This window comes from Mycolicibacterium boenickei (assembly GCF_010731295.1).
GTDB lineage: Bacteria > Actinomycetota > Actinomycetes > Mycobacteriales > Mycobacteriaceae > Mycobacterium > Mycobacterium boenickei.
The window spans coordinates 5,998,584-6,019,697 of sequence record NZ_AP022579.1 but is presented as its reverse complement, the minus strand read 5'-3'; the positions used below and the strand labels follow the sequence as shown (position 1 = coordinate 6,019,697).

The following is a 21,114-nucleotide window of genomic DNA, read 5'->3' as shown; positions in this document are numbered from 1 at the left end:
CATCGATGACGATGATGAAGCGACTGGTCGCGGGCACGGTTGGCGCGGCAACCATCGCCCTCAGCGTCACCGGCTGCGGCAATTGGCGCGGCTTGAACTCGGTGTCGCTGCCCGGCACCGAAGGCGGCGGGCCGGGCGCCTTCGACATCCAGGTGCAGCTGCCTGACATCACCAATCTGCAGCCGAATTCGCGGGTTCGGGTCGCCGATGTCACCGTAGGCACCGTCACCAAGGTCGAACGTCAAGACTGGCACGCACTATTGACGCTGCGCCTCAACGGCGAAGTGAATCTTCCCGCCAACGCCACCGCCACTATCGGCCAAACCAGCCTGCTGGGCTCGTTGCACGTCGAACTGGCGCCGCCGGCGGGCGTCGCACCGCAGGGAAGGCTGCACCAGGGTTCGTTGATCCCGTTGGCCAACTCGGCTGCCTACCCGACCACCGAGCAGACACTGGCCGCGGTGTCGATGCTTCTCAATGGCGGCGGCCTGGGCCAGATGCAAGACATCACCACGGCGCTGAGCACTGCGCTGCGCGGACGTGAGGCCGATCTGAGAAACCTCATCAACCAGCTCGAGACGTTCGTCGCGAAAACCAACGAGCAGACCGGCGACATCATCGAGGCCACCGACAAACTCAACAGCCTGACAGGCAAATTCGCCGCCCAACAGCCCATCGTCGACAGGGCTGTACGCACCATTCCCGACGCTTTGCAGGTGCTCAAAGACCAGCGCGACCACCTGATCGCAGCACTGGATCAGCTCGGCAAGTTCAGTGCCCTGGCCGCTGACTCGACACGACAAACCAAGGAATCGCTGGTCCGAGAATTCAACAACCTCGGCCCGGTGCTGGAATCGCTGGCCAACGCGGGCCCCAACATGACGCGCTCGCTGTCGATCCTGACCACCTACCCATTCCCGAACGAAACCCTGGAGAAGTGGCTGCGCGGTGACTACGCCAACATGACTGCGATCGTGGACCTCACATTGAGTCGAATCGACGCCGGATTCTTCACCGGCACCCGCTGGGAAGGCAACCTGACCGAGCTCGAAATGCAATGGGGCCGCACCATCGGTCAGCTCCCAAGCCCCTATACCGCGGTCAATCCGCTTGTGGCGCCCTACCGCTGGGATCAGGGGCGTTGACATGATCCACCGCAGAACAAAAATTCAGTTAGCCATCTTCGCTGTGATCGCCGTGGTGTTCGGCACCGTCATGATCTTCGGATACATGAGGCTGCCGGCGCACCTGTTCGGCATCGGCCAGTACACGGTCACCCTTGAGCTGGACACCACCGGCGGGCTGTACCCCACGGGCAACGTCACCTACCGCGGCACCGAGGTCGGTCGTGTGAAATCGGTGGGCCTCAACGACAACGGCAGCGTACAAGCAGTTTTGACGCTGAGATCGGGCATCGACATCCCCTCGGACCTGCGCGCCGAAGTGCACAGCCAATCAGCGATCGGCGAACAGTACGTCGAGTTGTTGCCGCGCAACGCCGCAGCGCCACCACTGAAGGACGGCGATGTGATCGCCGCCAAAGACGCCTTTATCCCGCCTGACATCAACAGCCTGCTCAGTGCCGCCAACACCGGGTTGCAGGCGATCCCGCATGACAACCTCAAGACGGCGATCGACGAATCGTATGCCGCCGTAGGAGGTCTCGGACCAGAGATCTCCCGGCTGGTCCGGGGCTCGACCGCGCTAGCGTCCGATGCCAGGAAGAACCTGGACTCACTGACCACCTTGATCGACCACTGGCAGCCGGTCGCCGACTCGCAAACCCACACCGCCGATTCGATCGAGGCGTGGGCGGCGAACCTGGCCTCGGTCACCGATCAACTCAGGCAGCACAATGGCGATGTCGTCGGTCTCATCGAGCATGGAGCGCCGGCGGCCGCAGAGGCCCGCGATCTGCTGCAGCGGGTTCAGCCGACGCTGCCGATCCTGTTGGCCAACCTGGTCAGCCTCAACCAGGTGGCCCTGACCTATCAGCCAGATATCGAGCAACTGCTCGTTCTCTTACCCCAGGGCATCGCCCAACTACAGGGGCCCAACCTGGCCAACCGCGACAATAAAGACAAGGCCCACAAGGGCATCTATCTGGCCTTCAACACCAACATCAACCTGCCACCACCGTGCACCACCGGATTCCTACCGGCACAGCAACGCCGCCCCCCGTCCTTCCAGGACTACCCCGAGCGCCCAGCCGGCGATCTGTACTGCCGCACCCCCCAGGATTCAGTGTTCAACGTGCGCGGCGCCCGCAACCTGCCGTGTGAAACGGTGCCAGGCAAACGTGCGCCGACGGTGAAGCTCTGTGAGAGCGACGAGGATTTCGTGCCCCTCAATGACGGCTTCAACTGGAAGGGCGACCCCAACGCAACCTTGTCGGGACAGCCCATCCCCGATCGGGGACCCGGGCAGGGCCTGCCGGCTGCACCTGCTGAGGGCGAGCCGGTACCGATGGCGGTAGCCCGCTACGACCCGGCGACAGGCACCTATCTAGGACCAGACGGTCAGGTGTACACCCAGGCCGATTTGGCTGACAACGGATCAAAGGAGCAAACATGGCAGTCGATGCTGACCCCGCCAGCGATGAAGTAGCCGAGCCCACCGCCGACTACACCGGCAACGATCTCAAGGTCGACAACGGCTTTCGGTCCCGAGCCACACGTCGGGGCAGGGGAGTGCGTGGCACTCTGCTGGTGGGACTGCTCACCCTCGCCGTCATCGGTGGACTGACGGGCTGGCTCGGTTGGCACACCCACCGATCCGAGCAGACACAGCGGCTCAACGACATGTTCCTGCAGGCAGGTCGTCAGGGCGCGTTGAACCTGACCACCATGGACTTCGCACATGTCGAAGCTGACATTCAGCGTGTACTGGACGGGTCGGTCGGAACGTTCTACGACGACTTCGAGCAACGGGCACCGGCATTTGAGGAAGTGGTGAGGAAGACCCAGTCCAAGACGCAGGGAACGGTGACGGAAGCCGGAATTGAATCTGTGTCCGGCGATTCGGCCAGAGTGCTGGTCGCGGTGTCGGTGAAAACCTCGAATATCGCCGCAGCCGAACAGCGTCCGAGGTTGTGGCGGATGCGCATCGATGTCCAGAAAGTCGGCGACGTCGCGAAGGTGACGAATGTGGGGTTCGTGGCATGAGCACCCGCCTCAAGACCAAGGAAACATCCGAAGCCGACATCGATGCCGGCGGTGATCTCCTAGAACACGCGCGGATGGAACTCCCCGACGAAACCCGTGGCGACGCCGACGAGCCTGCAGTCGAAGCGGCCTCGGAACCAGCTGCGGCCGAGGAACATCCCACGAGCACATCTCGACGATCGGTCATGTGGTTGACCTACGGAATCATTCCGGTCCTCATCGTCGGCCTGGCCGCATGCGCGGGTTATCTGCTGTGGAAAGACAGTTCGCTGCGCGCCGCCCAGGCTGCCAGCGTCAGTGCTGTGCCCGCCGCTACCGACAGCACGATCAAGATGTTGTCTTACAAACCCGACACCGTTCAGAAGGATCTGGAGGCAGCACGCGAAGGACTCACCGGGGCGTTCAAGGATTCCTACAACGCGCTGACCCACGACGTCGTGATACCGGGCGCCCAGCAGAAGCAGATATCCGCAGTGGCGACAGTGCCTGCAGCCTCGGTGGTTTCGGCGACCGCCAAGCGCGCGGTGGTCATGGTCTTCGTGAACCAAACGACGATCGTGGGCGCAGATCCGCCGACCGCGACAGCCTCGACTGTCAGGGTGACGATGGACAAAGTGGGTGACCGATGGCTCGTTTCCGATTTCACCCCGATCTGAACCGGTCAACGGCGCTCGTATTGATCGCCGCTGCGATGGGCACGGCGACAGCGACAACGGCAGTGCCACGTGCCGCCGCAGATGATTTCGTGTACTTGGTCAACGTCACCGTGCGCCCCGGCTACAACTTCGCCGGCCCTGACGCCGCCCTGGCCTATGGGCACGACATCTGTTCGGAAGTGGCAGCTGGAATTGCCTACCGCCAACTCATCGGCGACATCGATCGTGACTTCAACACCAACGACGAATTCCACGCGTCCTATCTGGTAACGCAAGCCGTCAACGAGCTGTGCCCCGAATTGATCTGGCAGCTGCGGAATTCGGCAGCCGGCTATCGACCCGGCGAGGTGAAATGACAATCAATGCCCGGCGGCTAGCCATCCTGGCCCAGTGCGGCGTGCTCACCGTGACCGCATTGCTGCATGCACCCGGTGCCGCAGCAGACAACCGACGCCTCAACAGCAGTGTTGTCGCCAACGTCTACACCGTCCAACGCCAAGCTGGCTGCGCCAACAACATCACCGTAGATCCGCGCCTGCTGGAAGCCGCCCACTGGCACACCCTCGACGTCCTCAACAACAGATCCCTCGACGGTGACACCGGGTCGGACGGGTCGACACCACAAGTTCGGGCATCTAACGCGGGATTTCGTGGACGAGTGGCCCAAACCATCGCCATCAACCCGGCGTTGGCGATCAACAACCTCGACGTGATCAATCAGTGGTATCACCGGCCCGACTATCTGGCGATCATGCAGGATTGCGGCTTCACGAGAATCGGAGTCTGGTCGGAGAACAGCCTCGATCGCTCGGTGCTCGTCGCGGTCTATGGCAGCCCCGATCCCTGACGACATCAACACCTCCCGTTCGGGGAATCAATCCCCGGGTCGGAGGAGTGAATTCCCCCCAGCGGTGGGTGTTTCCGGCGGCGCAAGCCAGCACCATGTCACGCGTGCCGGTTGATACGCCGCCGGGCTCGATGACGCATGACGCCGGCCGCCACGATGAAGTAGAGGTGACACGCAATGGATTCACCCTCGATCCGCTCGGGCAACGTGTCTGAGGAGCAGTCGAGTTTTGCACCGCCTGCCGATTTCGCGGCCAACGCCAACGCGACGGGCGAGTTGTACGCCGAGGCCGAGGCCGACCGGCTGGCGTTCTGGGCCGCCCAGGCCAACCGGCTGAGCTGGCAGACCCCGTTCAACGAGGTGCTCGACTGGTCGGAGGCTCCGTTCGCGAAGTGGTTCGTGGGCGGCAAGCTCAACGTGGCCTACAACTGCGTGGACCGTCACGTCGAGGCAGGCAACGGCGACCGGGTCGCGATCCACTGGGAGGGTGAGCCCGTCGGCGACGCCCGCGACATCACTTACGCCCAGCTCAAGGACGAGGTCAGCAAGGCCGCCAACGCGCTGACCGCACTCGGACTGACCGCCGGCGACCGCGTCGCCATCTACATGCCGATGGTGCCCGAGGCGATCGTGGCGATGCTGGCGTGCGCCCGGCTCGGCGCCATGCACAGTGTTGTCTTCGCGGGGTTCTCGGCCAGTGCGCTCAAGGCGCGCGTCGAGGACGCCGAGGCCAAGCTCGTCATCACCACCGACGGCCAGTACCGCCGCGGCAAGGCCGCCTCCCTCAAGGACGCGGTCGACGAAGCTGTCGCGGATCAGCCGTCGGTCGAGCACGTCCTGGTGGTGCGGCGCACCGGGATCGACGTGAACTGGACCGACGGCCGCGACCTGTGGTGGCACGAGACCGTCGACGAGGCGTCGACCGACCACACCCCGGAAGCGTTCGACTCCGAGCAGCCGCTGTTCCTGCTGTACACCTCGGGCACCACCGGCAAGCCCAAGGGCATCGTGCACACCTCGGGTGGCTACCTCACCCAGGCGGCGTACACGCACTACAACGTCTTCGACCTCAAACCCGAGACCGACGTGTACTGGTGCACCGCCGACATCGGCTGGGTGACCGGGCACACCTACATCACCTACGGGCCGCTGGCCAACGGCGCCACCCAGGTGGTGTACGAGGGCACTCCCACCTCGCCGACCGAGCACCGCCACTTCGAGATCATCGAAAAGTACGGCGTCACAATCTATTACACCGCGCCCACGCTGATCCGCACGTTCATGAAGCTGGGACGGCAGATCCCGGCCGAGCACAATCTGTCGAGCCTGCGGCTGCTGGGTTCGGTGGGCGAGCCGATCAACCCCGAGGCCTGGCGCTGGTACCGGGAAGTCATCGGCGCCAACAAGACCCCGATCGTGGACACCTGGTGGCAGACCGAGACCGGGGCGATCATGATCTCCCCGCTGCCTGGTGTCACCGCGGCCAAGCCCGGCTCGGCGATGACCCCGCTGCCCGGCATCTCGGCCAAGATCGTCGACGACGCCGGCAACGAGCTGGTTCCCGGCGCCGACGAAGCCGAACATGTCACCGGCTACCTGGTGCTGGACCAGCCGTGGCCGGCGATGCTGCGCGGCATCTGGGGCGACCCGCAGCGGTTCACCGACACCTACTGGTCGCGCTTCGCCGAGCAGGGCTGGTACTTCGCCGGCGACGGCGCCCGCTACGACTCGGACGGCAACATCTGGGTGCTGGGCCGCATCGACGATGTCATGAACATCTCGGGCCACCGCATCTCGACCGCCGAGGTGGAGTCGGCCCTCGTCGGGCACTCCGGGGTGGCCGAGGCCGCCGTGGTCGGCGCCAGCGACGACACCACCGGCCAGGCCATCTGCGCGTTCGTGATCCTCACGGCGTCCGCGCACGGCGGGGCCGACACCATGATCGAGGAACTGCGGGCCCAGGTGGCCACCGAGATCTCCCCGATCGCCAAGCCGCGCGAGATCCACGTGGTGCCCGAGCTGCCCAAGACCCGCAGCGGCAAGATCATGCGCCGGTTGCTGCGCGACGTGGCCGAGGGCCGCGAGCTCGGTGACACCTCGACCCTGGTCGACCCCAGCGTGTTCGAGGCGATCCGCGCCAGCAAGTAAGAGGCCGCTAACCGGAATGTCTTTCACGATCTGCAAGTACCAACGCCACATGGCAGGGAGCTGATATGTCTGAAGAAGCGTTCATCTACGAGGCGATTCGCACTCCGCGCGGGAAACAGCGTGGTGGGTCTCTTACCGAGATTCGCCCGGTTGCGTTGGTGGTCGGGCTCATCGAGGAGCTGCGCGCCCGGTTCCCGGGCCTGGACGAGACGCTGATCAGCGATGTCCTGCTCGGTGTGGTGACACCGATCCGCGAGCAAGGCGGCGACATCGCCCGCACTGTCGCTATTGCGGCAGGCATGCCGGACACGACCGGCGGGGTCCAGCTGAACCGGTTTTGTGGGTCGGGTCTTGAGGCGGTCAACATGGCTGCGCAGAAGGTGCGTTCGGGCTGGGACGACCTGGTGCTGGCCGGTGGTGTTGAGTCGATGAGCCGCATCACGATGCTTTCCGACGGTGGCGCCATGTTCAACGACGTCGCTTTTACCTACGACCACCGCATTGCCCCGCAGGGCATCGGCGCCGACCTGATCGCCACCATCGAGGGCTTCTCCCGCGACGACGTCGACGCCTACGCTGCACGCTCGCAGGAGCGCGCGGCGGCGGCCTGGTCCGGCGGCTACTTCGCCAAGTCGGTCGTCCCGGTCAAGGACCAGAACGGCCTCGTCGTCCTGGACCACGACGAGCACATGCGCCCCGGCACCACCGCGGCTGACCTCGGCAAGCTCAAGTCCGCGTTCGAGGGCCTCGGCGCGATGGGCGGCTTCGACGACGTGGCGCTGCAGCGCTACCACTACGTCGAGAAGATCAACCACGTTCACACCGGTGGAAACAGCTCGGGCATAGTTGACGGCGCCGCGCTGGTGTTAATCGGCTCGGAGAAGGCGGGCGTCTCTCAAGGCTTGACGCCGCGGGCGCGCGTGGTGGCGACGGCTACCAGCGGCGCCGACGCGACGATCATGCTGACTGGACCGCAGCCAGCGACCCGAAAAGTGCTGGATCGTGCCGGCCTGACGGTCGATGACATCGACCTGTTCGAGCTCAACGAGGCCTTTGCCTCCGTCGTCCTGAAGTTCCAGAAGGACCTCAACATCCCGGACGAGAAGCTCAACGTCAACGGTGGCGCCATCGCGATGGGTCACCCGCTGGGCGCCACCGGCGCCATGATCACCGGAACCATGGTCGACGAGCTCGAGCGTCGTGGCGCTCGACGTGCCCTGATCACGCTGTGTATCGGCGGCGGCATGGGCGTGGCCACCATCATCGAGCGCGTCTAGGGAGAGCGAAAAACATTGGCTGAGAACACCATTCAGTGGGACAAAGATGCCGACGGCATCGTCACCCTGACGCTGGACGACCCGACCGGTTCGGCCAACGTGATGAACGCCGATTTCCAGGAATCGATTCACCGCGCGGTACAACGCCTTGTTGCTGAGCAGGATTCGATCACCGGTGTGGTCATCACTAGCGCGAAGAAGACCTTCTTCGCCGGTGGCGACTTGAAATGGATGTTGAATCTGGGGCCAGGCGAAGCGGCGGAGGCGTTTGACACTGTGGAACGTGTCAAGGCTGATCTGCGCAAGCTGGAGACCCTGCCCAAGCCCGTCGTGGCCGCCATCAACGGTGCCGCGCTCGGCGGCGGCCTGGAGATCGCGCTGGCCACCAACCACCGCATCGCCGCCGACGTCAAGGGCAGCCAGATCGGTCTGCCCGAGGTCACCCTGGGCCTGCTGCCCGGTGGTGGCGGCGTGGCCCGCACCGTGCGCATGTTCGGTATCCAGAAGGCCTTCATGGAGGTCCTGAGCCAGGGCACGCGCTTCAACCCGGCCAAGGCGAAGGAGACCGGTCTGGTCGACGAGTTGGTCGGTTCGGTCGACGAGCTGGTTCCGGCCGCAAAGGCGTGGATCAAGGCCAACCCCGAGGCCCACACCCAGCCGTGGGACGTCAAGGGCTACAAGGTTCCTGGCAGTGAGGGGTTAGCAGCGATCTTGCCGTCGCTGGGGTCGAACCTGCGTAGCCAGCTCAAGGGTGCTCCGGTGCCCGCCCTTCGGGCGATCCTTGCTGCTGCTGTCGAGGGTGCGCAGGTCGACTTCGACACCGCCAGCCGTATCGAGAGCCGCTACTTCTCGGAGGTGGCTGCCGGCCAGACCGCCAAGAACATGATTCAGGCGTTCTTCCTGGACCTGCAGGCCATCAACGGTGGCGCGTCGCGCCCCGAGGGCATCGCCAAGCAGGAGATCAAGAAGATCGGTGTGCTGGGCGCGGGCATGATGGGCGCCGGTATCGCCTACGTGTCGGCCAAGGCCGGCTACGACGTCGTGCTCAAGGACGTCACGATGGAGGCTGCAGAAGGCGGCAAGGACTATTCGAGGAAGCTGGAAGCGAAGGCGATCGGCCGGGGCGCCAGCTCAGAAGAGCGTGCTGCTGAGTTGCTTTCCAGGATCACCCCGACCGCCGATCCGCAGGATCTCAAGGGCGTCGACTTCGTGATCGAGGCCGTGTTCGAGAACCAGGAACTCAAGCACAAGGTGTTCCAGGAGATCGAGGACATCGTCGAGCCCAACGCGCTGCTCGGCTCGAACACCTCCACGCTGCCGATCACCGGTCTGGCGACCGGCGTGAAGCGCCAGGAGGACTTCATCGGCATCCACTTCTTCTCACCCGTCGACAAGATGCCGCTGGTGGAGATCATCAAGGGCGAGAAGACCTCCGACGAGGCCCTGGCCCGGGTGTTCGACTACACCCTGGCCATCCGCAAGACCCCGATCGTGGTCAACGACAGCCGCGGCTTCTTCACCTCGCGTGTCATCATGACTTTCGTACGGGAAGCCATGGCAATTCTCGCCGAGGGCGTGGCGCCCGCGTCGATCGAGCAGGCGGGTTCGCAGGCCGGATATCCCGCACCTCCGCTGCAACTGCTCGACGAGCTCAACCTGGAACTGCTGCAGAAGGTTTCGGTTGAGACCCGCAAAGCCACCGAAGACAACGGCGATACGTACGTCGCGCACCCCGGTGAAGCCGTGGTGGAGAAGATGATCGAGATCGGTCGCCCGTCGCGTCTGAAGGGTGCCGGCTTCTACGAGTACGTCGACGGCAAGCGGACGCAGCTGTGGCCCGGACTGAAGGAGACGTTCAACTCCGGAAGCACCTCGATCCCGCTGCAGGACATGATCGACCGCATGCTGTTCGCCGAAGCGCTGGAGACCCAGAAGTGCATCGACGAGGGCGTGCTCACCTCGACCGCTGATGCGAACATCGGCTCGATCATGGGCATCGGCTTCCCGCCGTACACCGGTGGCTCGGCCCAGTTCATCGTCGGCTACCAGGGCGAGCTCGGCGTCGGCAAGGCGGCCTTCGTGGCCCGTGCCAAGGAACTGGCCGCCCGCTACGGTGACCGCTTCCTGCCCCCAGCCTCACTAAGCGAATAGCTCATTCGACGGTCCGCGGACCGTGCTGACCACAGTGGTTGGCACGGAGTCGCCGACCACTGTTGGCGCGGCGCTTTCGGCAAACCGGTATGAGCTGAGAGCCCCGTGCCGTCCGAGTGCGTCTGGGGGTGCCCGCCCAGTCGTTTTCGAGTTGACGGGTGGATGAACCTGAGTGGTGCTGCGGAGCGCATTTACCGGTGCATTCGGTATGCGCGCCGGCCACCGCAACCCCGTTGGGGGAAGCAATTCCCCCTGGTGATAGGCGCACCGATGCCGCCTTTCGCGCACCCTAAATCTGAGCACGTCAACCCTCGCCGAGGGGGTGCGTCACCTTCGGATTCAAGGAGGCTCAGATGTGGGCAGTGGAGCGAAGCGACAGCAGTCATCGTTCAGAGTGGGCCACCGGCCGCGACGCCAAGCACTACATCAGATGTCTGGGAGTGGTCAGTCCGGTCGCGCCGTACACCTTTGATGTTCGCCTTTCGTCAGGTGAGCACATTGTCGCTTCGATGATCAGGAATTGAAAATGACTGAGTCCCTCGATGGCAGCGACGACCAGCCTCGTTGCCGCGCGAACGCGACGACCTGGGAGAGCACGCATGGAATGCGGGACGCCACGGATCAAACGAACTGCCGCGGGAGGCGAGGTGTTGGCGGGGTCAGTGGACCGGCGCCCGTCGGCCGGTCACCGTCGACAGGTGGTGCGTCAGCCGGCGGGCACCCCGCGGTGACTAACTTGAAGCGGACACTGATGTGAACCGGGCGCAGGAGGTTTCGCTTGCATGGGATTTGCTGGAGTTAGCGACGCAATACGTTAGCCCCGACACACGCGCGTGGTTGTGCGCACATATCGGTGCAGGGGAGCTGGACACTGCCATTCGAAGAGTACTGTCATGCCTTGCAAGCCATAAGGCTCACGTGCCGCAGAATGTCGTTGCCGATCTGCAGAATTGGCTCGCAGGCTACAAGGGCGGCGCACGCGAAAACATGCTGCGCGTGCTTATCGCCCAGCTCAGGGTGTCGGCGCCCACCACCCAGTGCCAGTGCGTGAATAGCCACTCCCGTTCACGGTTGATTGTGGTGCGAGCGCTGACTCGCCCAACCCGCATGATGTAGTCGGTGACCCGTGTCGTCGCAATGGCTTTCGCGCTGTGGAGGACCGCTGCCCACGGGCGTTGACGGGCCCGGCCGGTTCGTTGGAAACAGTACTTTTCTCTGTAGTGGTCTCGCGACGTCGTGTGGGGTTTTGGTAGGCAACCGGATCGGTGGGTTGGCTGTCCAACTGGACTTGGCTGCCGTGGATACGTGGCGACGAACCAGTGCCGACGGCGCACTCATCCAACGTGGGCCTGGTGTTAGGAGTCGTCTGCTCGCCAAGGACGCCGAAAAAGGTCTTGGCTGAAGCCAGGATCGCTCGATGGCGGCCGGGTGAAATGCGGCAGTGCCTCAGCTGTGACGTTGCGTAGGGTCGTCGCGGTGAAGGCATCGGTGCCTTCGAGGTCCTCGAGTAGCCGTTGTCGGTGTCGTTCCAGCGGCTCAAGCACTTCGGCCATCTGTGTTGCTGCGTTGAACGAGGCCTGCTGGGTGGCTGCGACGATGAGTCGGCTCAGTTGATCACAGTCCATGTATTGGGTGTCGTCGGCCAGGTCGATGTCGACGAGCTCGCCGGAGGCGGTGACCCACGCGCGCACAAGCCCGTTGTCGGATACGCCGTCGACGCGGCCGATGGCGTCGATGGCTTGTCGAGCTCGCCGGAACGCTTCGGCTTGACCTTCGCGGGGTGTCGAGGTCGAGGTCCGGGCCGAAAAGGTGGTCGTCACTCATTCGGGGAGCCGCTCCATAGCGCGTCGTGTCCATAGTGCAAGCACCCCGGCAGTGCCTCCCTAGTTGGCTGCACGAAGATGTAGCCGCTGCCATGTCGGGTTCTCATGGTCGGTCCCTTTTGGTAAATCCGTCGACTGTGCGGACGCATCGTTATCTCGATAATGGGTGACGCTCAGAGCTCCGGGGCCGCGTGGCGCTAGATCCATGCTCGGGGCTGGCCCCGCCCAATGCCCACACCGGTGCCATCGAGCATCGAAGACCAGTACGAGACCGAGCGTGACCTGGACTCGCTCGTCCAGGTCGCTCTTCAGCACGACCACGTACTACAGAAACTCTGACTCCAACGCGACTGGTGATCCGAACGTGCATCCCACCGATGCCGGAGACGCCCTTTGCTCCCCGGGGGCGACCTCGATTGTCCGGAGCGAAAGAACTTCAGTCACGGCACAGCTGAACTACCGCGCCATGCGCAGGCGCTCATAGCCCACCTGGCTATCAGAGGGATCGGCAGATAAGCGGGTGGTCCCACCTGATCGATCAGCCGGCCCTGTGCGCAAGGTGCCGCAGTATTCGCAACGCCCATCGAGGCCTGCCGAGGACGACGTTGTGGCTGCGGTCGCCACGCAAATGGTTGTCGAGATTGCGTACCGGTCAGTGCATCTCAGAGGCTAAAGTTCTCAACGGTCACGCGCGGGCCATCTCTAACAGGTGTTCGCTCAGAGGAGCTGTTGCCAAATGATTCTGTCAGACGCAGAACTGGTATTGGGTCTGTCAAGGCACCTTTCGGCCTACGCCAAGACCTCTGAACGCGCAGACCTAGACACCATCGAGTTCGCCGGTTGGATATACGATCTCGCGTTCAGGCTTCAGGGCAGCACCACAAACACGCCCGGTCGGGTGAGGGCGATGGGCCGTGACATCGGTCTGGGGCAGCGAGACCTGACAAGCGTCGTGGCGACAATGGAGCAGCTCGGCTGGCTGATCGTCGATCGCGACGCCCAAGGGCGCCCGCTCGTGGTGACTGAGACAATGCCGGCCCCGGGCATTTTGATCGCCGAGTCAGACAACGTGTTGACCGCTTGTGATGCACAGCCGCATGACTACGCGGCCTTGTCCTTGCTGCGCGCGACCACTCTGCAACCGCTCGTCATCGAAGATGCACTGGCTGCAGCAAAAACCGCCCCAGGTGCCAGCGACGAAACCGCTGAGGATGCGGTTCGCACCCTGATCGCGGTGGGGCTGGTGCGCCGCGTCCGCACTGAGGACGGGCGAGACGTTGTCTATAACCCAAATGTCTGGGCCCAGGGTGACCAGATCGCGCAGGCCGCATTGGCCGCCGCGGATGCTCGTTCGACCGTCGAACTGCGGGGGTTACTCGAAGAGCTTGCGGAGAACCCAGGTTTGCCCGAGGCGCATGTGACATCCACCGAGCCAAAGTGGATCAATTTCGCGATCGCACAGGGGTTGGTCCAGCGGTCCTTCATTCAGACATCAGAGGGCATCGAACAGGGATTCCTCTTTACTCCCCATCTGGGACGCGACCCGTTCGGTGGAACTGCCGGCGACGCGTCCGGGCAAGTCAGGCAACTAGTCGGTTCGATGATCTATGCAGCGACTTTCGCGGAGTACCGGTTGCAGAACCCGGCCCTGTTCTTGCGACGCCTGATCGAGAACGGTGTAGCAGGCGACGTCACCTCGATCGGCACCGACTATCCCATGCTGGAAAAGGCTGGCATCGTCAAGGTTATCCAGGGTTCGAGCGCACAGCGATATCGATTGGAGCTTTTGCGTTCCGACGTCGCTGAGTCGGCACTATCGATGCTCAGCATCCGTGACGCGGCCACAAGTGGCGGCCATGATGCCGCAGCCCTTCGGGCTCAGCGCTCGTACGTGCATGTTGAACGTGAACGCGCGCGTCTGGGACTGACGACTGACGTCGACGAGGTCGAACAACAACGGCTGCTTTCGGCACTCCGGGAAGTACCTGTGGCGCGGACACTGAGGAGCCAAAAGTGACATCGTCGGACGAAACCGGCCAACCCCATCGCTCAGGGCGTCGACAGGGCACGACCAGCAGGACATACCGGCGCTCGGAGAAGACGCCACCGGGCACCCGGCCGAGCGACACCGCCGGCGGGGACCTCGAACGACGGATAGCTCGATTGGAGTTCGCTGAGGGCGCGTTCGTGCGACTGCGTGTTCCGTTGCCCGCCGACACTGACGACTCTGCGCGCAGTGTGCTCACCGATATCGATGTCCTGTCGATCGATGTCGACAATAGGCTGCGTGTCGAGACATCAAGTTATGAGTCGAAAGGAGGCGCGGGCCAAAAAGGCGAGCCCTATACGTTGGTCTGGCTCGCGGGATTTCGGCAACTCCTGCGTCTCGATCGCGTCGCGATCATGCGCCAAACAATAAGCGTTCGCGGCCGAAACCTCGCGCGTCAATTGGGAATCACTGCGATCGACGTAGAAGCGCTGACCCACCGTGAACAAGGCCACGCGTGGATACCCGAGCGCTTCGCTCACGTCGACGGAGAGCACTGCACTATCGCTGAGACGCGCACAGATGTTCAGCTCAAAGGACTTCCGGACGTCCCACTGGATTTAACGCGATTCTTGCGGGGCCATGGAGTCCTGTCCGACGCTCCGGCATTGCTGTCAGCAGTGGCACAACTCGGACGGGCATCCGAACTGCAAGGCGTTCTACCCGAACCCGCTTCTCAGGTGCTGGCCGGTCACGCGCTGCTCGCGCTGATCCTGGCAGCTACCAGAGATGCCGGCCAAATCGATTCGCTTGGGCAAACCGAATTGCGGGCGCGTCGAATACGGGCGCTGACGACCGGTGATGAAAACGACGTTTTCCTGTTGCCACTGCTGGAGCGGGCTGACTCGCTTGTCCGTTACTATCAAGAAAAAACACACCGCGCCTACACGGCTGCTGGTGCTGACGCGATACGCATCGATGTCCCGTCTCTACGCGACGCGATAGCCCAGCCGCCACCGTACATCGATGATTACATGGATTTCGTGGCCCGCCTTCGCGCGAACCCAGTGGTGGCCCGTGAACTTCTCCAGACCGCCGAATTGGCCTGTTTTGAAGCAATCCTGGGCGGATCGGCATGGAAGGCGCCAGCGTTCGCGCATCTGTTCACCGCCGAACACCGAGGCCTACTGCTGGTAAGCCTGCGCTGCCTACGTCAGGTTGGAGGTGAGCAAGTCGCGCTACCGCTTGAACGCCTTGTGGACTTACCCTTTCATGCCGGGCTGGGTCAGTTGGCCGATCGACATTCGGCGATGCAGCCTTCAGACGAATCCACAGGCGAGGGCGCTGCGGGCTAAGGCAACGAACCTGAAATGTTTCCCGGCGAGCATGGTCGCTCGGCGATAGTGACGGGATCGTCGACGAGTGACCGAAGCGCCTTTGGAGAAGTCAACCGCCCACTTTGGGGAGGTTGGCTACCGTTGCCCGCCACTGCCCCGAACTTGCTGGTGGCGTGGGGGAGTTCAGCAGTGTCTTGTCCACATCCCGCGGCCGTAGCAGGGTTGTCAGGCCAGTGATGTCGGCGGTGTTGCTGAGTCGGTGCCGAAACCGGCGGGAGTCCTCCAGAAAAGTTGCGAGGATGTCGATTTCGTCGGTCGACATCCCGGTGTGGTCGATGAATTCTTGCCGGAATTTCAGGTATTCGATGAACTCGCTCATGTCGCGCAGCGTGTGAGCCAGCAACATCAGGTCGGTTGCGCGCAGGATCGCGAATCCGGGCCGGCCCTTGCGTGCCTGGTGCAGCACGGCTGAGTTCCATATGCCGCCGCCGTAGTCGTGGAGCACGACAGCGAACCCGAGGTATGTGCTGATTCCGGTGGTGTCGACGGTGTGGCCGTTGGACACCAGGGTCCCCTCGTGGTTGGCGAGGTTGTCGATGACTGTATCGAGTTGTTCGATCGTCTCGGTGATTTGGTCGTTGAACCGCTTGCCATTCATGAGGACCTGCCCGGGTGCCGCTTTCGACTTCACTTCCCCGAGCAGCAGGACCGGGCCATGGGCGATCGCGAAATCGGTTTCCCCAACTTGTTTTCCGGCGCGGTTGTAGACGTGCATCCGGTCGGGAAAGAGCCTGGTCGATGTCGTGAAAAGCCGGGCTAGCGTGTCTCGGCAGACGAGCTCGAACAGCTCGGAGGTGTCGACATTGTTCCCGTGTGTTCGGCGCAGGGCATCAAAGATCGCCACGTGGTAGGACTCGAAGATGTGCTGTAGCGCGGCCGGGATGATCACCCCGTCGACGTCGATGAACGGGTGCACCTCGATATCGCGTTTGACCATGATGTCGTCGAACGGCTTTTCGGCTTGCGATCCACACGGATACGAGCACAGTTGGGCAACGGCACGCGCGGCCGGTGAGAGGGGCACGGCGCCGCAATTGCCGTCCCACCAGTGGGCTTGTTGGGCGGTGGTGTCGACGTAGTCGGCCAACTCGTTGACCGCTTGTTGTGGCAGAACGCCATTGGGTGTGTGTCGGGCGATCAGTTGTGCCAGTTCGCGCGATGCCCACCAGAAACTGGCGCGCGATGGGAGGAGGCGAGCGGAGAGCGCCTCAATCATGACGGTAAGGGAGCCGGATTCGTCGGGCACTTCCATCAGGTCGGACAGCAATGATGTTGCCCGCCATTGGGCGTAGCAACGCAAGTATCGCGCCAAGTACCCGCCGGGTGCTGCGGTCCCAGCCCCGGCTGCGCCTGCCGCCCAAATCGGCTGGCCCAGTCCGCCCGCCCGCAAATCCTCGCCCCAGCTAGCGGCGCTCACGAGGTCGTCGAAGATGCCAAATGCTCCCACGGTGCGAGGGTTGACCTTGCCAAGCGCGTCGCCGGCTTGCTTGCTGGTGTAGTTGAGCTCGGTGTCGAGGGCGATCAGCAGTGAGGGATCAAAGTTTCGGCGCTCAATGCGCTCGCCCGTGAGCGCAGCGGCCCAGATGTGGTCGCGGTAATCGACCCATTCGAGGGTCTGTTGTCCCGCCGCGGTGGCGAGGAATTCCGGTCGTAGATTCCGGGCGAAGAACGCCCGGTCATAGTCCATCATTGCGTGTCCCTATTCCGGTGCTGACTAGCGGCGTGGTTCAGCGGAGTTTGCCTTCCGAGGTGAGCCCTGGGACGACACAGGCGAGCAGTTCACCTGCCCTCATGTGGTCGACAATCGCTTGTGCGGACACGTCTTGGTTGAAGAAGTTGCCGATGAACAGGCCCATTGCCCCGGTCTGGCCGTGGGCGAGTTGGTCATACCAGGGGCGGGGGCATAAGAGCTCGGTGAACAACAGTTTGCGTGCGGCGTGTGTTCGCGGATGCTTGCCAGCGAGAATAGCGACCTGCCACGGCCACAGGAAATAGCTCCAGCCTGGCGGGGCGAGGGCGAGGGCCGTTCCATCGATGAGGTCCCGGCGTCGCGGGATACCCAAGTTCTCGAACGCGCCGAGGGTCGCCAGTGCGCGGTGCTGGTCGGGGTCGTTGAGGTCGACGACTAGCACCGCCAACGAGTCCAATTCGGGTGGTAGCAGATGTGTTTGCAGCAGCGGTGTCGTCGGAAAGTCCACGACATCAGTCATGGCCTCGACGTGCCGCAATGCGGCCGGATCCCCTGCAAGTAGTGCCTGCAACCTCTTCGCCAGCTCACTGTAGGTCATTTCTCGCCCCCGATACGGTCGATGCAGCTCTCATCAAATATTTTCCTAGACAGGGCTTTTCGCTCCGGGTGACGAGATGCGGCGGCTTCTTGTCGCCAACACCATCCCTTCCTTCACTGACATTGCCCTGTCACAGGCCATCTGGGTCGGAAAAGCCTCATGTGAGAGTCGGTCCAAATTCATAGGTTTCGTCTTCCTTGGTTCCACATGGCGCCGCTGCCAACTTGCTCCGGAGCGGTCCTCAATCGGTCTCGTCCTCGCCATCGTCGGACATATCATCGAACAGGTCCTCCAGTCGCGGCGACTCCATTCCCCGTGACGCGTATGCCTGTTCCATCAGTTGTGGCACGGTTTTCCAGAATGCGCCGAGTCGTGCGGTGATCTCGTCGATGACGAGGCCAAAGTGTTGGATTCTGATGCCGAGGAGTTTGTGGTCCAACTCTGACGGTGGCACACGCAGGCGATACACCCTGAGTGTGGCGGCGCATACGCTGCGTAAGCCCACAGCGATGTCGCCGACAGCTTCGGCGTAGCGCACAGCGTTCATCTGTGCCGATTCCCGCCAAGTGAGTTCATACAGTTCGGTGATGTCTCGCGGCGACGCGTGGGCGAACCCGCATAACCGCCGATACGACCCTTCCGACACTTTCCTTTCGGCGAAACTGCTGAGCAACACCGCAACAGCGTCGGTGATACTGCCGAACGGGGGAGTCGCCGAAGGCAGCGACGTAGTGCTTTGCCAGTCGTTCAACAATCTGTTCGCCGCGCTGTAGAGGCCGTGCACCTGTGGTGCCTTGAGCGTGCGCTTGACCAACGACGGCTTATAGATGCTCAGCATCTTGGCGAGCCGCATCTCAGGAGTGTCGTCCGGATCGGAAAGATAGTGAGCGCTCGCGCTGTATTCAATTACCTGACGACTAAGAACAGCTGTTGGAACATGGACGGTGATGTCCTGCGTGAACACTCGCGACAACGCGATGAGCCCGTCGCGCACCCCTTCAAGGTAATACCTGATTAGTTGGTGCGAATATGACAGCGGCGCCGGGAAAATCAACGATGCGTAGGTTGAATCGATAGCAGCGGGATCGCCGTGAGGTTCATATGCACCCCATTGGACAAGATCGTTGATCAAGCCCGCGACACCCAGACAGGATTCGCGAATGTAGGCGTCGCTGATCGTCGTTAGCGCTGCTGGACTTTCAGCTTCAAGGTCGCTGGGTGCGCTCATTGCGCTCCTGACTTCGGTCTGAGTTATCTTCGGGCAAAGGTGATTCCATCAGATTTTGCCCATGAGCGGTCAAGTCAATATTCTTGGGGTTTCGTCGGTGAAGTCGAGGTGAATTCTCAGCTAGCCATCCCGATCGTTGTGGCGGTTCGTGCCGTCGTCCGTACACAACACAGCCGCCTGAAGTTGTGAGCTGACAGAGTGAGTCCCTGATCGCACGGACCGGTCGAGCCAAACTCGCAGACTTAGCCAGCGCCCCAACAGTATCCGAAGTTGTAGAGACCCGGCTCGCCTAATGATAGACACCGCGGCCAGCATGTCTGCGGAGCGTGAATTATGAAGCTCTTTCAGGCAAGTCCCAGTTCGCAAGCAACAAACAACTCGTGGTGGCAATGAAACATGTCGACGGTGCTGCACTCCCGGTTGCCCGCCGGGCGTGCCGCCTGGGAGGCTGGCCTCATAGACATTGCGTTGGCGGCGTGAGATTGGTGAGTTCGCTGGGGTCCCCTTCGTTGTCTTCGGAGTAGATGGTGCGCAGCAGGAACGCGGCAAACGGTGCTCTGATGGCTCGCAGAGGTCGGCTGGCGTGATCGGCACGAATCCGCGTGAGCAGCTCACGCCACAGATTCTGTCCGGTCTGTGTCCGCCGGGTTGTGGTGCGTGACAGGTAGTCGCCCCAGACCTGTTTCTATGCGAACTGCCGCCACAGGGCGCGTCAGTTGTTGAACAGGGAACGAAAGCCGCGTGGCATGCGAATGCGATTGGGGACCCACACAGCCCAGTTCAGCGGTGGCGGCGGCATCCGGGCTGTGCTGTTCCATCTGACCAGCTTGTGCTGGTGCGTCCAGATCTGGGCACCATTGGATCCTGCCCATTGCGGTGACCGAACGTGGACCACTTGTGGCCTCTGGGCACGCGTCGCCGGCGGGATTCGCACATTTGGGCTATCCGCCTACGCTCGGCCACACATATCCGCGGCCACCGTCAGGCAGCGAAAGCCACTGACCGGTGTGTTTGGGTCTGAATGCGTTGTGGTGCCCGGTCACCAACCTGACCATGTCCTTGATGATTTCAGACTCGACTGCGGTCGGCAGCCCTCGCACAATGGCGAACCGCCAACTACCGTCTCGTGGCTTTTGGGCGCAGGCTTGCGGTTCAAATCCTTTGGGATGCTTCAACGGAATGCGCTTCGCCTCGACGTAGTAGCCTGCGATGGTGTCGGGCACAGTGCTGGCAGACAAGTCCTGAACCTGCCACTCCCACAGCAGTTTCCCTAGGTCCTCAGGCGGATGAGGTCGATCAACGATACTCAAAATCATGGCCGCGTAGACGGGCTGGGAACTCTTTTTCTGCTTGGTGAACTGGCGGCGTTCGCGCCAGCCCGATAATCCGACATCTTGGCGCATGACGCCTGTCAAGTCCACCATGAGCAGGGTCATTGCTCCTATGGCGAGTCGCCGCTGGCTTAGCGCGGCGATCGTGGCCGCCCCCGGAAGCGGTACCCCTTGGTAGGCAAGACAGGGCAGCGCTTGTACGACAGTTGTCGCCAAGTCGACCGTTCTCTGCTCACTGACCGGCATCATTTCGAGGTGTCTCTGAGTCAGATTGGTTGCGCGTATCGCTATCGCATCGGGCGCGCCGCTCGGCGGCGCGTTGGGGTCGATGAGCGGTTCGTCTGCACTTCCGGTCACGACGTAGGTGACGATATCCTGCGCGGCGGCGTAGAAGTCGCGGTTGGCATTGATCTGCAGCTCGCGTAGCCACGCGCCTCGTTCGCGGCGATTAGTGGCGACAGCTGTGATTACCGCGGCTGCGATTGCGCCGACGCCCAGTGCGGCCACCGCGCCGACAACTACGGTCGCGATTTCAAATGCCGTCACGTTGGCAACCTTCGCGCCGTACTGACGCCTCATTCATCGGCGAGGCAGAACGCACTGCGTTCTGCTTACCTGAGTTCGGCCTGCTGATAGTCAGCAGCATGCCGTCGACAACTTGGTGGAGCTGGAGGGGCATGCGCCCACCTTAGAGCCGGTCGAAAGCGCTGCGACTCAGAACTGTGCGGGAACACTGGCGGTGTGAGCCGATCCTCGACGGTGAGTGGTGCGAGGGTTGATGCGGCGGAAGGGCAACGGGATCTCGTGCGCCCGCCCG

The 21,114-nt window shown here is 62.8% G+C and carries 16 protein-coding genes; 11 read left to right on the top strand and 5 right to left on the bottom strand.

What is annotated here, in order from left to right:
* Nucleotides 1–5 precede the first annotated feature (5 nt).
* From G6N57_RS28860 to G6N57_RS28820, 9 genes are all read left to right on the top strand, one after another.
* Entirely contained in the window at nucleotides 6–1,145 is a 1,140-nt protein-coding gene (locus G6N57_RS28860; RefSeq protein WP_077743569.1) for a virulence factor Mce family protein, read from the top strand.
* 1 nt (nucleotide 1,146) lies between these two features.
* Nucleotides 1,147–2,607: an MCE family protein gene (locus G6N57_RS28855; protein WP_077743342.1), complete on the top strand. Its 1,461-nt coding sequence runs from the start codon at nucleotides 1,147–1,149 to the stop codon at nucleotides 2,605–2,607.
* Nucleotides 2,571–3,164, top strand: coding sequence for an Rv1363c family protein (locus G6N57_RS28850; protein WP_077743343.1), 594 nt, complete (start codon nucleotides 2,571–2,573; stop codon nucleotides 3,162–3,164). Before G6N57_RS28855 ends, G6N57_RS28850 begins: the two co-directional genes overlap by 37 nt.
* On the top strand, nucleotides 3,161–3,820 hold the full coding sequence (locus tag G6N57_RS28845; RefSeq protein ID WP_234815572.1) for an Rv1363c family protein: 660 nt from the start codon (nucleotides 3,161–3,163) through the stop codon (nucleotides 3,818–3,820). The genes G6N57_RS28850 and G6N57_RS28845 overlap by 4 nt, the downstream gene beginning before the upstream one ends.
* On the top strand, nucleotides 3,790–4,176 hold the full coding sequence (locus tag G6N57_RS28840) for a DUF732 domain-containing protein (RefSeq protein WP_061263316.1): 387 nt from the start codon (nucleotides 3,790–3,792) through the stop codon (nucleotides 4,174–4,176). The genes G6N57_RS28845 and G6N57_RS28840 overlap by 31 nt, the downstream gene beginning before the upstream one ends.
* Entirely contained in the window at nucleotides 4,173–4,667 is a 495-nt protein-coding gene (locus G6N57_RS28835) for a CAP domain-containing protein (protein ID WP_061263317.1), read from the top strand. The genes G6N57_RS28840 and G6N57_RS28835 overlap by 4 nt, the downstream gene beginning before the upstream one ends.
* A gap of 177 nt (nucleotides 4,668–4,844) precedes the next feature.
* Nucleotides 4,845–6,815 (top strand): acetate--CoA ligase, encoded by a 1,971-nt coding sequence (gene acs, locus G6N57_RS28830; protein ID WP_077743344.1) that lies wholly within the window; start codon nucleotides 4,845–4,847, stop codon nucleotides 6,813–6,815.
* 65 nt (nucleotides 6,816–6,880) lie between these two features.
* Nucleotides 6,881–8,092, top strand: coding sequence for an acetyl-CoA C-acetyltransferase (locus G6N57_RS28825; RefSeq protein WP_077743345.1), 1,212 nt, complete (start codon nucleotides 6,881–6,883; stop codon nucleotides 8,090–8,092).
* Nucleotides 8,093–8,107: 15 nt separating this feature from the next.
* Complete coding sequence (locus tag G6N57_RS28820) at nucleotides 8,108–10,243, top strand: 3-hydroxyacyl-CoA dehydrogenase NAD-binding domain-containing protein (protein ID WP_097925775.1); 2,136 nt, start codon at nucleotides 8,108–8,110, stop codon at nucleotides 10,241–10,243.
* Between the two features lie 1,355 nt (nucleotides 10,244–11,598).
* Here the strand turns inward: G6N57_RS28820 and G6N57_RS28815 are convergent.
* A complete protein-coding gene (locus G6N57_RS28815; RefSeq protein ID WP_077743346.1) occupies nucleotides 11,599–12,063 on the bottom strand; it encodes a YbaB/EbfC family nucleoid-associated protein in 465 nt (154 codons plus the stop codon).
* A 739-nt stretch (nucleotides 12,064–12,802) separates the two neighbouring features.
* On the opposite strand from G6N57_RS28815, the gene G6N57_RS28810 reads away from it, so the two are divergent.
* Together G6N57_RS28810 and G6N57_RS28805 are read left to right on the top strand one after the other, a co-directional pair.
* Nucleotides 12,803–14,083 carry a hypothetical protein gene (locus tag G6N57_RS28810; RefSeq protein WP_077743347.1) on the top strand — a complete coding sequence of 427 codons (1,281 nt, stop codon included), beginning with the start codon at nucleotides 12,803–12,805 and terminating at the stop codon, nucleotides 14,081–14,083.
* 146 nt (nucleotides 14,084–14,229) lie between these two features.
* Nucleotides 14,230–15,408, top strand: coding sequence for a hypothetical protein (locus G6N57_RS28805; protein ID WP_133118289.1), 1,179 nt, complete (start codon nucleotides 14,230–14,232; stop codon nucleotides 15,406–15,408).
* 91 nt (nucleotides 15,409–15,499) lie between these two features.
* Here G6N57_RS28805 and G6N57_RS28800 read toward each other — a convergent pair whose 3' ends face one another.
* From G6N57_RS28800 to G6N57_RS28785, 4 genes are all read right to left on the bottom strand, one after another.
* A complete protein-coding gene (locus tag G6N57_RS28800) occupies nucleotides 15,500–17,140 on the bottom strand; it encodes a hypothetical protein (protein WP_077743350.1) in 1,641 nt (546 codons plus the stop codon).
* Nucleotides 17,141–17,177: 37 nt separating this feature from the next.
* The gene (locus G6N57_RS28795; protein WP_077743351.1) at nucleotides 17,178–17,738 is read right to left on the bottom strand and encodes a hypothetical protein; all 561 of its coding nucleotides are present in this window, start codon (nucleotides 17,736–17,738) and stop codon (nucleotides 17,178–17,180) included.
* 241 nt (nucleotides 17,739–17,979) lie between these two features.
* Entirely contained in the window at nucleotides 17,980–18,966 is a 987-nt protein-coding gene (locus tag G6N57_RS28790) for a hypothetical protein (protein WP_133118290.1), read from the bottom strand.
* Between the two features lie 941 nt (nucleotides 18,967–19,907).
* Entirely contained in the window at nucleotides 19,908–20,843 is a 936-nt protein-coding gene (locus tag G6N57_RS28785) for a hypothetical protein (RefSeq protein WP_133118291.1), read from the bottom strand.
* Nucleotides 20,844–21,114: the final 271 nt, after the last annotated feature.